12 protein-coding genes are annotated in these 15,433 nt (G+C 36.1%); 10 read left to right on the top strand and 2 right to left on the bottom strand.

All coding sequences use genetic code 11. The annotated features are described in order from the left end of the window. Nucleotides 1–144: 144 nt before the first annotated feature. The 7 genes from BLR17_RS04260 to rpoN all read left to right on the top strand — a co-directional run bounded on the left by BLR17_RS04260 (nt 145) and on the right by rpoN (nt 11,860). Nucleotides 145–2,568, top strand: a complete 2,424-nt coding sequence (locus BLR17_RS04260; RefSeq protein ID WP_066327431.1) for an efflux RND transporter permease subunit — start codon at nt 145–147, stop codon at nt 2,566–2,568. A 28-nt stretch (nt 2,569–2,596) separates the two neighbouring features. Continuing rightward, a complete protein-coding gene (locus tag BLR17_RS04255; protein ID WP_083189316.1) occupies nt 2,597–3,430 on the top strand; it encodes a mechanosensitive ion channel family protein in 834 nt (277 codons plus the stop codon). 96 nt (nt 3,431–3,526) lie between these two features. Beyond that, the gene (locus tag BLR17_RS04250) at nt 3,527–4,798 is read left to right on the top strand and encodes an MORN repeat-containing protein (RefSeq protein WP_066327433.1); all 1,272 of its coding nucleotides are present in this window, start codon (nt 3,527–3,529) and stop codon (nt 4,796–4,798) included. A gap of 215 nt (nt 4,799–5,013) precedes the next feature. Next, on the top strand, nt 5,014–7,638 hold the full coding sequence (locus tag BLR17_RS04245; protein ID WP_066327434.1) for an MGH1-like glycoside hydrolase domain-containing protein: 2,625 nt from the start codon (nt 5,014–5,016) through the stop codon (nt 7,636–7,638). A gap of 148 nt (nt 7,639–7,786) precedes the next feature. Then, nucleotides 7,787–8,275, top strand: a complete 489-nt coding sequence (locus BLR17_RS04240) for a hypothetical protein (protein ID WP_066327441.1) — start codon at nt 7,787–7,789, stop codon at nt 8,273–8,275. Between the two features lie 609 nt (nt 8,276–8,884). After that, nucleotides 8,885–10,318 (top strand): asparagine--tRNA ligase, encoded by a 1,434-nt coding sequence (asnS, locus tag BLR17_RS04235; RefSeq protein ID WP_066327443.1) that lies wholly within the window; start codon nt 8,885–8,887, stop codon nt 10,316–10,318. 81 nt (nt 10,319–10,399) lie between these two features. Continuing rightward, nucleotides 10,400–11,860: an RNA polymerase factor sigma-54 gene (rpoN, locus tag BLR17_RS04230; protein ID WP_066327445.1), complete on the top strand. Its 1,461-nt coding sequence runs from the start codon at nt 10,400–10,402 to the stop codon at nt 11,858–11,860. A 75-nt stretch (nt 11,861–11,935) separates the two neighbouring features. Here rpoN and BLR17_RS04225 read toward each other — a convergent pair whose 3' ends face one another. Beyond that, nucleotides 11,936–12,364 carry a YMGG-like glycine zipper-containing protein gene (locus BLR17_RS04225; RefSeq protein ID WP_066327447.1) on the bottom strand — a complete coding sequence of 143 codons (429 nt, stop codon included), beginning with the start codon at nt 12,362–12,364 and terminating at the stop codon, nt 11,936–11,938. Between the two features lie 116 nt (nt 12,365–12,480). After that, the gene (locus tag BLR17_RS04220) at nt 12,481–13,071 is read right to left on the bottom strand and encodes a thymidine kinase (protein WP_066327449.1); all 591 of its coding nucleotides are present in this window, start codon (nt 13,069–13,071) and stop codon (nt 12,481–12,483) included. 214 nt (nt 13,072–13,285) lie between these two features. Between BLR17_RS04220 and BLR17_RS04215 the strand changes: the two genes are divergently transcribed. Genes BLR17_RS04215 through BLR17_RS04205 form a run of 3 tightly spaced genes read left to right on the top strand, consistent with a single transcriptional unit; the run spans nt 13,286 to nt 15,372 of the window. Continuing rightward, nucleotides 13,286–14,275, top strand: coding sequence for a hypothetical protein (locus tag BLR17_RS04215; protein WP_066327451.1), 990 nt, complete (start codon nt 13,286–13,288; stop codon nt 14,273–14,275). 23 nt (nt 14,276–14,298) lie between these two features. Beyond that, nucleotides 14,299–15,015 carry a 16S rRNA (cytidine(1402)-2'-O)-methyltransferase gene (gene rsmI, locus BLR17_RS04210; protein ID WP_066327454.1) on the top strand — a complete coding sequence of 239 codons (717 nt, stop codon included), beginning with the start codon at nt 14,299–14,301 and terminating at the stop codon, nt 15,013–15,015. A gap of 12 nt (nt 15,016–15,027) precedes the next feature. After that, the gene (locus BLR17_RS04205; RefSeq protein WP_066327458.1) at nt 15,028–15,372 is read left to right on the top strand and encodes a HopJ type III effector protein; all 345 of its coding nucleotides are present in this window, start codon (nt 15,028–15,030) and stop codon (nt 15,370–15,372) included. Nucleotides 15,373–15,433 lie beyond the last annotated feature (61 nt).

The raw sequence follows: 15,433 nt of genomic DNA, 5'->3' as shown, positions 1-15,433 counted from the left end.
TCTTTCATAGTATCAACATCGCTAAAATTAACTTTCAGACTAAAAAAACAAAACCTAAAAAAGCCTAAAATTAATTTAAAATTTACAAATAAACCCCTCCTTTACTGTGGTTTTTAATACATTTGCAGCCTTTAAACATCAATTATGATTAAGTGGTTTAGTTTGGGATTTTGGGAGTTAATTGCTCGCATTGTTCTTCGAAATAAAATTTTAATGTTATCGATAATTGTGGCGATAACTGTCTTTCTGAGTATGCAATGGAAAAACATCCATTTTACATTCACAGAAGCCAATATGTTACCAGAGGACAACATTGCCAATGTAGAATACAATGCGTTCTTAAATAAATTTGGTGAAGAAGGAAACCTGATTATCATTGGGGTAAAAGACAAGACTTTCTTCACTCCAAAGGCTTTCAAAGCCTGGAATACCTTGATGAACAGCATCAAAAAAGACAAAGCTATCGATTTGGTCGTTTCCATTAATGACTTAAAAAAACTTCAAAAAAACGATTCCCTTCAAAAGTTTGAATTAATCCCTTTTGTTGATCAAAACAAAACAGCTGATAAAGCTTATCTTGAAAAAATCAGGAAAGAACTTTTCAATGACATGCCTTTTTACGAAGGTTTGTTATTTAACAAAAAATCAGGAAGTATTCGTTCGGCTATTTACATGGACAAAAAGATTGTAAATACCAAAGCCCGTAAAGACTACATCCTTGAAAAATTAGTTCCGGCAATTGAAAAATTCGAAAAAGAAACCAACATCGATTTGCGTGTTTCGGGCATGCCTTACATCCGAACTTTAAATGCAAAAACGATTACTGACGAAATCAGTCTTTTCATTGGCGCTTCATTATTAGTCACTTCATTATTGTTTTTCTTCTTCTTCAGAAGTTTCAGAGCGACTTTAATTTCGATTATCATTGTGATTATTGGAGTAATGTGGTCGTTTGGAGTTCTGGGATTATTAAATTACGAAATCACCGTTTTAACTGCCTTAGTGCCTTCACTGATTATTGTTATTGGAATTCCAAACTGTATTTTCCTGACCAATAAATACCATCAGGAATATAAGGTTCACCGTAATAAAGTCAAAGCACTGCAAAGGGTAACTACCAAAATTGGTATGGCTACCCTGATGACTAATGTTACCACAGCTATTGGTTTCTTTACCTTTATTACCTCGAATAATTCACTACTTATAGAATTTGGAAATGTAACTTCCATCAACATTTTGTTATTATTCCTGTTGTGCATTATTGTAATTCCAATTTTCCACAGTTATATTCCTGCACCAAAAGACCGTCATATTGAACATTTAGATCGCGGCTCGGTAAAAAATTTCATGGATTGGATTCTGCATAATGTAAAACACAACCGTTTTTCGATTTATGTGGTTGCTATTTCATTATTGGTTATCAGTATTATCGGAATTTACGAAATGCGTATTTCAGGCAGTTTGATTGAAGATATGCCTAAAAAAGAAGCATTTTTTAAGGATATTATTTTCTTCGAAAATGAATTTGACGGTGTCATGCCTTTGGAAATCATGATTGACACCAAACGCAAAAAAGGGGTAATGAAACTCTCTACGCTAAGACGAATGGACGAATTAGAAAAGGCTATTGATGAAATTCCGGAATTATCAAAACCAATCTCTATTGTCAATTTAGTCAAATATTCGAAACAGGCTTATTATAACGGAAATCCGGAATATTACGATCTACCTACTTCGCAGGAACAGGGATTCATTTTGTCTTACGCAAAAAATGCGACGAAGAATTCCAAAGAAAATCTGATGAAAAGCTATGTAGATTCGACAGGCCAATATGCCCGAATTACCACTTTTATGCGTGATGATAACGGAGGAGCGATTCCTAAAATTGAAGCTGAAATTCGCAAAGAAGCCGATAAAATTTTCCCTCCGGACCGCTATAATGTAACCATTACCGGAAAAGCACTGGTTTTCCAAAAAGGAACAGGTTACTTACTAGACAACCTACTGTCATCACTGGTTTTTGCCTTTTTCTTAACGGCGCTTTTAATCGGATTCATGTTCCGTTCGTTCAAAATGATTTTGGTTTCTATTATTCCAAATTTACTGCCATTATTGTTAACCGCAGGATTGATGGGCTTTTTAGACATTCCGTTAAAACCGTCAACGATATTGGTTTTCGGAATTGCATTTGGACTTTCGGTAGATGACACCGTTCGATTCCTGGCGCAATACCGCGAAGAATTAAAGAAGAATAACTGGAAAATCCGCAAATCGGTTTACGCCACATTTAACGATGCCGGATTGAGTATGTTTTATACTTCTATCGTATTGTTCTTTGGATTTTCTGTATTTATGCTTTCCAGTTTTGGAGGAACCATCGCATTGGGAGGATTAATTTCGCTAACACTTTTATTTGGAATGTTATCTAACCTGATGTTATTACCTGCTTTGGTACTGACCCTGAACAAAACATTGGCAAACGAACAGGAATTCATCGAACCAAAAATTGACATCATCGAGCACAGTGATGAAGAAATCGATGCTTTGAAAAAAGAAAAGATTTTTTAAACGTTTCTAAAAATAAAACAATATTAAAATGCTAATAGATCAACAAGTTACACTAGTTAACAAATACATAGATAAATCAATCGATTTTGGTTTTGAGTACGCGCCAAAATTAGTCGGTGGCATCATCGTTTTAGTAATTGGTTTATGGTTTACTAAATTAGTTACCAAAGGAGTTGGAAAATCATTGGTAAGATCAAAAATTGATCCTTCACTGATTCCGTTTTTAAGAAGTTTGACTAACATCACTTTGAAAATTTTAGTTGCCATCACCGTAATGGGCATGATTGGTATCCAAATGACTTCTTTTGTGGCTATTCTGGGAGCTGCTGGTTTGGCAGTAGGTATGGCCTTATCTGGAACCTTGCAAAATTTTGCCGGAGGTGTTATTATTTTGATTCTGAAACCTTTTAAAATTGGCGATACTATCGAAGCTCAGGGATTTTCAGGAACCGTAAAAGAAATTACTATATTTTCAACACTGCTTAACACAGCCGATAAAAAATTAGTAATTATTCCTAACGGACCGCTTTCAACCGGTGCTTTGACCAATTTTTCAGCCGAAGCTACCCGAAGAATCGATTGGACTTTTGGCATCTCCCACGGTGATGATGTAGAAAATTTCAAAAAAGCCATCAATGATTTTATAGCCGAAGATAGCCGTATTTTAAAAGAGCCAGCTCCTTTTATAGGATTGGCAGCCCTTGGTACTTCGGTTAATTTTACCGTAAGAGTATGGGTTAACGGATCCGATTACTGGGGTGTATTCTTTGACATGAATGAAAAAGTATATACAAGATTCGCTGATTACAACCTCAACATCCCTGTCCCAACAACAGATAATCCAACTATTCCAAAGAAATAGAAAACTATTTCCTTATCGATATACAACTTCCTGCCTTTAAAAAGTGGGAAGTTTTTTGTTTTAAAAAAAGCTTTTTCTTACAAGTTATTTTAAAAAATGAATACATTTGGAAACAGTTTTAACAACAATAATCCATTCCAAATGAGTAACCATTTATTATTCCTTTGTTTATTAGTTAGTTTTATTTGTAATGCGCAAAACACAACTAGTCAAGAAAAAACATATAAGACAACCGAAAATGATTCAATTAACATTTGTCCTTTTCCCAACAACTGTGGCTACTACAAAGGCGAATTTATATACGATGGAGTGACCAAAATAGCAAATGGGAAAGGCAAAGCCAATTTTAAAGGCAATATTGCCGAAGGTAATTGGAAAAACAATCGACTGGATGGATACGGATCTTATGATGTAAAAAACAAAGCCAAATATGTTGGAGAATGGAAAGATGGTTTATCACATGGCAAAGGTACAACGACCTACAAAGACGGATCGATGTATAGTGGAGAATGGAAAAACAACAAATATGATGGACAAGGAACTTCCATTTCATTTAGTGGTGAAAAATATGCAGGAGCATGGAAAGAAAACAAAAGACATGGATTAGGTTCATTAACTTTTGAAAATGGCAATATTTATTTTGGACAATTTGCAAATGACAAATTTTATGGTCAGGGGACGATAACTTTTGTAAATGGCATCAAATATATTGGTAATTGGAAAAATTTTAAATTAGACAGCATCGGCACTTTTATTACCTCAAATGGAGATAAATTTACAATCCAATGGAATAATGAAAACAGCAATAAATCACAATATAGGACATTTGCAAAAAATCCAAAAAAACCTTCAAAATTTAAATTAGCAAGTGAAAATTTTACTGGTAAAGGAATTAGAATATACCAAAATATCAGAATTTATATCGGAGAATTTAAATTAGGGAAACAAAATGGACAAGGAACAGTTCACTATATAAATGGCTCCAAATATAGTGGGCAATGGAAAGACAACCAATTTGAGGGCAAAGGTACACTCACAGATGTTTCCATAAATGAAACCTATATTGGAAATTTTAAGAATGGTAATAAGGACGGTCTGGGTACAATTAACTACACCAATGGTGAAAAATATTCCGGAGAATGGAAAGATGGAAGTAGAACCGGACAAGGAACTTATAACTGGCCTAACGGAGATAAATTCGTAGGAAACTTTATGAGAAACAGGCAAAATGGTCAGGGAACGATGTTTTATGCCAATGGAGAAAAATTTACAGGTGAATGGAAAGACAGTAAAGAATATAACGGAATCCTTTATAAAAAAGACGGAACACAAAAATCCAGTTATCGTGATGGTATTTTAATAGAATAAAACCACTACCACTTCATTAAAAAAAACACTTCTTTTTTTTAGAAAAACAAAAAGTTTCTTAACAATACCAACAATTAGACAATAGTGTTTCGTTGAATGGGCTATTGTGGAAAAAAATCTTATTTTTACTAATAACCGACTAAAAATTACATTGAAAAATGTTCTTTTGAGGAATCGGTTTTTAGCTTTTTAATACCACACTAGACAAAGATTATATGGCACATACTACTTCAGAAACAGAAAGACTAGCTGTTGCTAACAACTATAAAAATTGGAAAAAATGGGGACCCTATTTAGCCGAAAGGCAATGGGGAACCGTTCGTGAAGATTACAGCGAACATGGAGAAGCTTGGGAATTTATAGATCATGACAAAGCGCGCAGCAATGCCTATCGATGGGGAGAAGAAGGCATAGGAGGTTTTTGCGATTCCCGCGAGATTTTATGTTTGGCTCCCGCTTTTTGGAACGGCAAAGATCCTATTTTAAAAGAACGCTTATTTGGTTTAACCAATAATCAGGGAAATCACGGTGAAGATGTCAAAGAATTGTATTTCCATCAGGTATCGACTCCTACTCACACTTACAATAAATACCTGTATAAATATCCGCAAAACGAATTTCCGTATAGCGATTTAGTCAACAACAACAGACGCAGCCGGGAGGAAAACGAATTTGAAATCCTGGACAGCAACGCTTTTAAAGACAATGCCTATTTTGATTGTTTTATCGAATATGCCAAAGCCGGTATTGAGGATATTTTGATGAAAGTGACTGTAGTAAACAGAGGAAACGAAACAGCCAAAATTCATGTATTGCCTCATTTTTGGTTTCGTAATTTCTGGAAACACAACAACCGACATCCGCGACCGAATATGGAATCGGTTTCCAATAATGCAATCCTTTCCAAAAGTAGCCGAATTGGTGACTTTTATTTTTACCATGAACATGGCGAGCAGTTATTTTGTGAAAACGAAACCAATAACGAACGTATCTATGGATTCGCTAACGAATATCAGTACGTTAAAGACGGCATCAATAATCATATTATCAACGGACAGCCTACCGTAAACCCGGAAAAAAAGGGTACGAAAGCAGCTATTTGGTACCTATTAGATTTAAATCCGGGTGAAGAAAAAAGCATCAGAGTTCGTTTGAGCAATACTGAACTCGAAAACCCCTGGCATGATTTCGATTTTATTTTTGACCAACGGAAAACAGAATGTGAAGCCTTTTATAACGAAACCATAAACGAAAAAATACCCGAAGCTCACCGTGCTATTGCAAAAAGTGCTTTTTCGGGCTTGTTGTGGACCAAACAATTCTATTATTTCAACATCCACAAATGGCTCTTTGGTGGCAACGAAGAATCTCCGGCGCACCGAACTAATCTGCGCAATTTCAGTTGGCAACACCTCAACAACCGACACGTTATTTCGATGCCCGACAAATGGGAATATCCATGGTATGCCGCCTGGGATTTGGCATTCCACATGGCTTCTTTTGTTGAAATCGACCCTTGTTTTGCTAAACAACAGCTGCTTTTAGTATTACAGGAAAGTTATATGCATCCTAACGGGCAAATTCCGGCTTACGAATGGAATTTTAGCGATGTGAATCCTCCGGTACATTCCTGGGCAGTGTGGACGGTTTACGAAAAAGACAAACTGCGTACCGGCAAAGCCGACACCTCATTTCTGGAAAAAGCATTCTTAAAACTCACAATCAATTTTACCTGGTGGGTAAATCAAAAAGACACCAGCGGTACAGATATGTTTGAGGGTGGATTTTTAGGACTGGATAACATCGGAGTTTTCGACCGCAATCACATGCCCGAAGGGATTAAAAAAATGCAACAGGCCGATGCTACGAGCTGGATGGCAATGTTTTCATTGAATATGTTGCGCATGTCGCTCGAACTGGCAAAAACCAACAAAATCTACGAAGAAGTTTCGGCTAAGTTTTTCCGACACTTTTTAAATATTGCCTGGGCCATGCACCATATAGGTAAAAAAGACATTTCACTTTGGGACGACGAAGACAACTTCTATTATGATGTAGTTGAAATGTCAAATGGCAAAACCGAGCGTTTGAGGGTTCGTTCTTTAGTGGGTGTTATTCCATTATTTGCAGTCGAAATCATGCATAAAGATTTATTCGATCAATTACAGGATTTTAGAAGAAGAGCCAACGAAATCATCAGAACCAGACCGGATCTTGCTTCCTTAATTTCTAATTTAGAAAAAGCCAACCCAGACGGTAACTTTCTGTTTTCTATCATGCGTGGTTTTAGATTAGAGCATCTTTTAATTCGTTTACTGGATGAAAATGAGTTTTTATCCGAATTCGGAATTCGTTCGCTTTCTAAATTCCACAAAGACCATCCGTTTATTTTTAAACACCAGGGTCATCACCAAATTCAGTATGAACCCGGCGAAAGCCGTTCGGCTATGTTTGGCGGAAATTCTAACTGGCGCGGGCCAATCTGGATGCCATTGAATTATATGATTATTCAATCATTGCGAAAATATTATACTTTTTATGGGCCAACATACATCTATGAATTTCCAACAGGTTCCGGAAACAAATTGAACCTGAATGAAATTGCCAACGAACTGACGAAACGTTTAATTAAACTTTTTGAAAGAAATAACGAAGGTAAATTCCAATACCATTCAGACGATCACGATATGCATTTTGCCAAAAATGAACATTTCAAAAACGAACACCTATTCTATGAATTTTTTGATGGCGACAATGGTAAAGGTCTCGGCGCTTCCCACCAAACCGGATGGACTGCCTTGATTGCTAATTTGATTTTGGAGTTAGAGAAGAATAGTTAAAACTTTAAAACATGTCTAGTCCTGAAAAAGTGATACAGGATTAATAAAAAACAAAACTTCGCATATAAATCTAAATAAAAACGGATAGCAAAAGATTTATTTCGTTTATAAATGAGTTTTAACCAATTTAGAACGACAGAACAATCACATGAAAGGAATAAAAAAACATAGAGGACTTAAACGATATTATAAAAAACTGGCGACAGAAAATGATCTTAACAAAGCAACGTGGCTAGACTTTGATAATCCCGAAAATTGGTTTGACAATTGGCATTTACACTTTGACAACAAGGGCTACGGTAACGACAGTTTTAAAAGACGAAAACCTCACCTAGACAAGTTGTTTAGACATTTTGACTTGCTTGTAGACAAGACAAAACGATTGAAAACTGAGTTTCAACTTTATTCAATTATACTCGACTTTGACAGTTATAGTGATGCGTTATTTTTACATACCCCAAATCCAAACAACACCCAATTTCCGTTTAAGATTTTAGACTTGCAGTCGACAACAACTTTGAAAAATAAAGAACTAAATGAGTATATTAATAACTTGGATGGGTATGAAAAACTATATGGAAAAGCTGACGAAGCATTCTGTCTAATATTTAAGAAAAATGTAGGACAACCTTTTTGACAGAAGACAAACTACCCAACTGCTGCTCGATTGGATCGAGTACCTACTTAAATTAAAAGAAAAAACCGTAGCGTTTACAACCGGATTTTCAAACCTAATTAACTTTAAATATTATATTCCGTACCTACGGCACTCCATCAAATTAACATCAATTGTGGATGGATTAAAATCCATCCCTACAAAATATACCGAGCCTACGGCTCTTTGACACCTTATCAAAAAACAAATTGATTTTCTATACAATATTTACACAGAAAAGTTCCGTAGGAACGAACCATATTGTAGCCCCGAAATTTATTTCGGGGAAATCAATTAACGTAAAACCGAAGTCCCGTAGGGACGACATATAAATCGGCATTTTAAATCTTAGTGAAACAAAACAGCTTTGTGAAAACCTAATTCCACTATTCCCTAGCCCCGATAGTCCCGAAATCTCGGGAGAAATCCTTTTCTTTTTTTCTTTAAAAAGTTAAAGATAGAATGTCTCGATAGCTATCGGGAAGCGGGAAACAGCTCCCGAATACACCCTTTCCCACAATGGCTTTTCCAAACAAATCCTTTATATTTGCATGTAGAACGTGAGACTATTTTAAATCAACGCTACCCCAAATGAGACACACAAAAGTTAAAGACTTACTAAACAGCACCACGACGCTCGAGGAAGTAAATGCTAAAGGATGGGTGAGAACTTTTAGAAACAATCAGTTTATTGCTTTGAATGATGGTTCGACCATCAACAACATACAATGCGTAGTTGATTTTGAAAACACTGCAGATGAAACGCTAAAAAGGATTACTACCGGAGCGGCAATTTCGGTAACCGGAAGTTTGGTAGAAAGCAAAGGAGCGGGTCAGAAATATGAAATCAAGGTTTCGGAATTAGAAATCCTTGGCGATTCTGATGCCGAAAAATTCCCGATGCAGCCTAAAAAACACTCACTGGAATTCCTGCGTGAAAATGCGCATTTACGCGTACGAACCAATGCTTTTGGAGCGATTATGAGAGTGCGTTCGGTGTTATCGTTTGCGGTTCACAGTTATTTCCAACAAAAAGGATTTGTGTATGTCAACACCCCAATTATAACAGGTGCCGATGCCGAAGGTGCCGGTGAAATGTTCCAGGTGACTTCGTTACCATTGGACAATTTGCCAAAAAATGAAGAAGAAAATATTGATTACAAGAAAGATTTCTTTGGAAAACATACTAATTTAACGGTTTCAGGACAATTGGAAGGTGAAACTTTCGCGATGGCTTTGGGTCAGATTTATACTTTTGGACCAACATTTAGAGCCGAAAATTCGAATACTTCCCGCCATTTGGCTGAATTTTGGATGATTGAGCCCGAAGTGGCTTTCAATGATTTGAATGCCAATATGGATTTGGCCGAAGATTTTATTCGCTATGTAATCAAATATGCTTTAGATCATTGCGGTGATGACTTGAAATTTCTGGAAGGAAGACTTTTAGAAGAAGAAAAATCAAAACCTCAGACGGAAAGAAGCGAAATGACTTTGCTTGAGAAATTGAATTTTGTTTTAGAAAACAATTTCAAACGGGTTTCTTATACCGAAGCAATTGACATTTTGCGAGATTCGACTACAAACAAAAAGAAAAAATTCCAATATAGCATTGACGAATGGGGCGCCGACTTACAATCGGAACACGAGCGTTATCTGGTAGAGAAACACTTTAAATGCCCTGTAATCCTGTTTGATTATCCGGCTAAAATAAAAGCCTTTTACATGCGTTTAAACGAAGACGGAAAAACCGTTCGCGCTATGGACATTCTTTTCCCAGGAATTGGAGAAATCGTTGGCGGTTCACAAAGAGAGGAACGTTTTGATGTTTTGGTCGAAAAAATGAAAGCCTTAGGAATTAATGAAGAAGAATTATGGTGGTACCTCGATACCCGCAGATTCGGTAGTGCGGTTCACTCCGGTTTCGGACTCGGATTTGAAAGACTGGTATTATTTGTAACGGGAATGACTAACATTCGTGATGTAATTCCGTTCCCAAGAACACCAATGAATGCTGAATTTTAGAATTGTTTAATCGGCTAATCGTTTATTTATTTAAACGATTATCACGAATAAACGATTAAATAAATAAACGATTAAACCCAAATGCTTAAGCAATTTTTAAATTTAAAATTATCCCAAAAATTATCTCCTCAGCAAATTCAGCTGATGAAGTTAATTCAATTGCCTACGCAGGCTTTTGAACAACGTCTTTTAGAAGAAATGAATGAAAATCCGGCGCTGGAATCCGGAAAAGAAGAAGAGGAATACGAAAAAGACGAGTTTGAAAACGATGATTATGATGATTACAATGACTCCGAAAGTATTGATGCCGACGATATCAATATCGACGAATATCTAAGCGACGACGACACTCCGGATTACAAAACACAGGCAAACAATTACAGCGACGATGACGAAACCCGCGAATCGCCACTGGCTGCACCAATCAGTTTTCACCAGGATTTAATCAATCAGTTGAATACTTTTATCTTAGACGATCATGAAAGAGAAATTGCTGAATTCCTAGTGGGTAGTATTGATGACATGGGCTACATTCGTCGTAGTATTCCTGACATGGTAGACGACATGGCTTTTACCCAAGGGATTTACACTGATGAATACATGGTAGAACGCATGCTACAGGTCATTCATCAACTAGAACCTTCCGGTGTGGGAGCCCGCGACTTACAGGAATGTTTGCTATTACAATTAAAACACAAAACGCCTACGGACTCGGTTGAATTAGCCGCAGATATTATCGAAAATCAGTTTGATGCCTTTACAAAAAAACATTATGACAAACTGATTCAGAAATACAGCATTTCGAATGAACAGCTTAAAAAAGCCATTTACGAAATTGAAAAATTGAATCCTAAACCGGGAGGAGGTTTTACCGGAAATCAAAAAATAACCGAAAATGTAGTTCCTGATTTTGCCATCAGAATTATTGATAATGAACTGGAATTGACCTTAAACGGAAGAAATGCACCTTCGTTACATGTTTCTAAAGATTATCAGGAAATGCTGCAAACCTATAAAGATTCCCGTGATAAATCGGGGGCTCAAAAAGAAGCGGTTCAGTTCATCAAACAAAAATTAGATTCGGCTAAATGGTTCATTGATGCTATCAAACAACGACAAGAAACCCTTTTCGTAACCATGAATGCCATTATGCATTATCAGGAAGAATATTTCCTTGATGGCGACGAGACTAAATTGAAACCGATGATCCTAAAAGACATTGCCGATATTGTAGGTCTTGATATTTCGACGGTTTCACGTGTGGCCAACAGCAAATATGTAGAAACACCTTATGGCACCAAACTGATTAAGGAATTTTTCTCGGAAGCGATGAAAAACGATCAGGGAGAAGATGTTTCTACCTTAGAAATTAAAAAAATCCTTCAAACCATCATTGAAGAAGAAGACAAGAAAAAACCACTTCCCGATGATCAACTAGCCGAATTATTAAAAGAAAAAGGTTACCCAATTGCCCGAAGAACCGTTGCTAAATATAGAGAACAACTCGATATTCCTGTTGCAAGAATGAGAAAAAAGATATAATATCCTGTTTTTCAAAAACAAAAAGGCTGTTTCAAATTCATGAAACAGCCTTTCTCTTTTTATCAAATAACATCGCTATTCTTTTTTCTTACTATCGATAATAGCACCCGTACCTGCACCAACACCTGCACCGGCTAAACCACCAATAATAGCACCTTCGCCTTTTTTCTTACTGATTATGGCTCCTGTTGCCGCACCTACTCCGGCACCAATAACGGCACCTTTAGCAGTATTACTCCATTTTTTCTTCTCTGGAGCCGGAGCCGCCTGAGTAGTCTGATTAACAACAACTACCTCTTTCTCTTTAGCTGCTTGTTGTTTTTCCATTTCTATTTTCATAGAATCAATGGCTTTTTGTTTCACCATTTCCATTTTCATAGAATCGATACTTGCTTGCTTGATAGAATCCACAGTTGTCTGATTATCGTTCATCACGCCTTCTTTATCTGCTTTTTTACAAGAAACAATCATTAAAAAAGCTACTAATACATAGATATATTTCATGACTTACAATTTTAAAAAGTTACTATTATACAAATATAATAACAAGATTTACTACTAATTATTATAAGCTTTTCTTTATTTCTTATAGAATTCGAATTTTAATTTTTGCAAAAAACTTATTCCTCCTGACTTTTCTGCATGGCTTCAAAATAAGCCGCTCGGCTTAAAGGCTCGTATTCTTCCGTTTCACCTAATAAGACTAATTTATCATTAGCTGTTTTTCTAAAACTATAATGCGCTAAATTCCCGGTTCGGGTACATACTGCATGCACTTTAGTTACATATTCAGCTGTGGCCATCAAAGCCGGCATAGGACCAAAAGGATTTCCTTTAAAATCCATATCCAGTCCGGCAACAATAACTCTTATCCCCTGATTAGCCAAATCATTACAAACTCTCACAATTTCATCATCAAAAAATTGCGCTTCATCAATCCCAACCACATCACAACCCTGAGCCAGAATAGCAATATTAGCCGCAGCAGGAACAGGTGTGGAACGAATTTCATTGGCATCATGAGAAACCACCATATCCTGATGGTAACGGGTATCCACTTCAGGTTTAAAAATTTCTATTTTTTGTCTGGCAAATTGGGCTCTTTTCAATCGGCGGATCAATTCTTCCGTTTTACCCGAAAACATCGAACCACTTATTACTTCAATCCAACCAAATTGCTCTTTATGATTTACTGTATTTTCGAGAAACATTTTATATTTTTTCTAACTTAAAAAATGAATAGTTTTTATTACTTTGTAAACTCAAAATCGGCTTAAGATTTTATACTTTTACACTTTCTCAAAAGTAGAAAATTTTTAGCAATTCGAAGGTTTATGAGCACTTATTTAAAAACGCAGTCAAATTCCTTCTGAGTCAAATAAACAAAAAGACATTCGCCAAAATACATACTATAATTTAACCATTATGAAAAAAAGATTAGAAGCCGATTTAATTAGTATCGCCCACAGAATTTTACAACTAAAAGATAAATCTGATGTTAATCAATTGTATTTGGAAACCCAAAAACTATACGAAAAGCTGTCTGTTTTAAAATTTATTGAGGAAAATTACGGCGACACTAAACCTACCATAGGTAGTTATAGTGAGATTGAAAAAGAGATAGAAAACATCTACAATAAAGAAGAAGCCTCTTTGCCAATTGAAACACAAACAAGCAAAGATTCAACTACAATTGAAGAAACTCCGGAAAAAATTCAAGAAACAATTGTAGCTACAACTACTGAAGCTCCAATCGAAATAGAAAATCCTGACGATGAAATTCCTTCTGAAGAAGTAATTACTCTTGAAGAAGCTGAATTAGAAAATAATGACATCGAATTTGAGGAACAAGAACCTGAAATAGAAGCCGAAGAAGAAATCGAAGAAGAAAATGAAGTTGTGGAAGTTCCTGCTTTCAAAGCCGCTTTTGAACTGACTCAGGAACCGGAAGAAGAAACTAAAAAACAGGAACCTTTACAAATCTCATTCGAAGAGTTGTTAGGTTTGGATTATAGCGAACCTGATTTTGTTAAAGTGGATGAAATCCCGGCTTCTTCAACTAAGGATATTGTTTTTGAAGCTCCGAAAACAACGGAAGAACCGATTGAAGAAACTCCGGTTGAAAAAGCAGTTGAAACGACCGAAAAAACTGCTCCAAAAGCAACTACTTTAAACGATAAATTATCAAAAGGAATCGAAATCGATTTGAACGATCGTATTGCATTTGTAAAACATCTTTTTGGTAACAGCAACGAAGATTACAATCGTGTGATGAGTCAGTTAATCACATTTGATAATTTTTACGAAACCAAAAGTTTTATTGACGATATGGTAAAACCGGATTACAATAACTGGGAAGGAAAAGAAGAATATGAAGATCGTTTTATGGAAATAATTGAAAAAAAATTCCTTTAAAATCCCCGAAGAGTAACTAATTTATGCCAAAATTATATATCGTTCCAACGCCCATAGGTAATCTCGAAGACATGACTTTCAGAGCCATTAGGATTCTGAAAGAAGTAGATTTGATTCTTGCCGAAGATACACGTACCAGCGGAAAACTCCTGAAACATTTTGAGATTAGCACGCATATGCACAGTCATCATATGCATAACGAACACAAGACTATCGAAAATCTAATTGCGAGGCTAAAAGCGGGTGAAAACATTGCATTGATTTCAGATGCCGGAACTCCTGCTATTTCCGACCCGGGTTTTTTATTGACTCGTGCCTGTGTTGAAAACGGAATTGCCGTAGAATGTCTTCCGGGCGCAACGGCTTTCGTTCCTGCATTGGTCAACAGCGGTTTGCCTAACGATAAATTTGTTTTCGAAGGTTTTTTACCGGAAAAAAAAGGGCGTCAAACCCGTTATTTAGAACTGGCAGAAGAAACCCGAACCATGATTCTCTATGTTTCTCCTCATAAATTAGTGAAAACTTTAGCAGAGTTTGTAACTTATTTTGGCGAAGACCGCCAGATATGTGTTTCCAGAGAACTTTCAAAAATGCACGAAGAAAACCGAAGAGGAACCGTGAAAGAAGTTTTGGCACATTTTGAAAAAACAGCTCCGCGTGGTGAAATCGTTGTGGTAGTTGCCGGAAAACCTATTGTAAAAGAAGCCAAGAAAAATAAATTCCAAAAAGACGAAGAATAATAAATACATAAAATGAATATCCAAACTTTCTTAGAAAAATTAAAACAAACACCTGAATCTGTTACTTTCCCTGAAACTATTGAAGTAATCGAGGCCAACTACAATTTTACGCCAACAGCTTTTCAAAACGGGAATACACATAACGCAGCAGGAACTAATTCAGGTTCTTGTAAATTATTTGCTTTTGCCCAATTACAAAACTTATCTCAAGCTGAAACCTTAGCTTGTTTTGGTGCTTTTTACCGTGACGAAGTTTTAGGAGATCCGGAAGGAACCAATCACCAAAACATTAGAAATTTCATCACTCATGGTTGGAATGGAATTCAGTTTGAAGGGACAGCTTTAGAATTAAAATAAAAATATTTTAGATTTCAGAATGTAGATTTTAGATTGCTACATTCTGAAATCTATCCCGATA

The organism is Flavobacterium glycines (genome assembly GCF_900100165.1).
Lineage (GTDB): Bacteria > Bacteroidota > Bacteroidia > Flavobacteriales > Flavobacteriaceae > Flavobacterium > Flavobacterium glycines.
The sequence above is the reverse complement of the archived record's forward strand: the minus strand, read 5'-3'. Positions and strand labels throughout refer to the sequence as shown.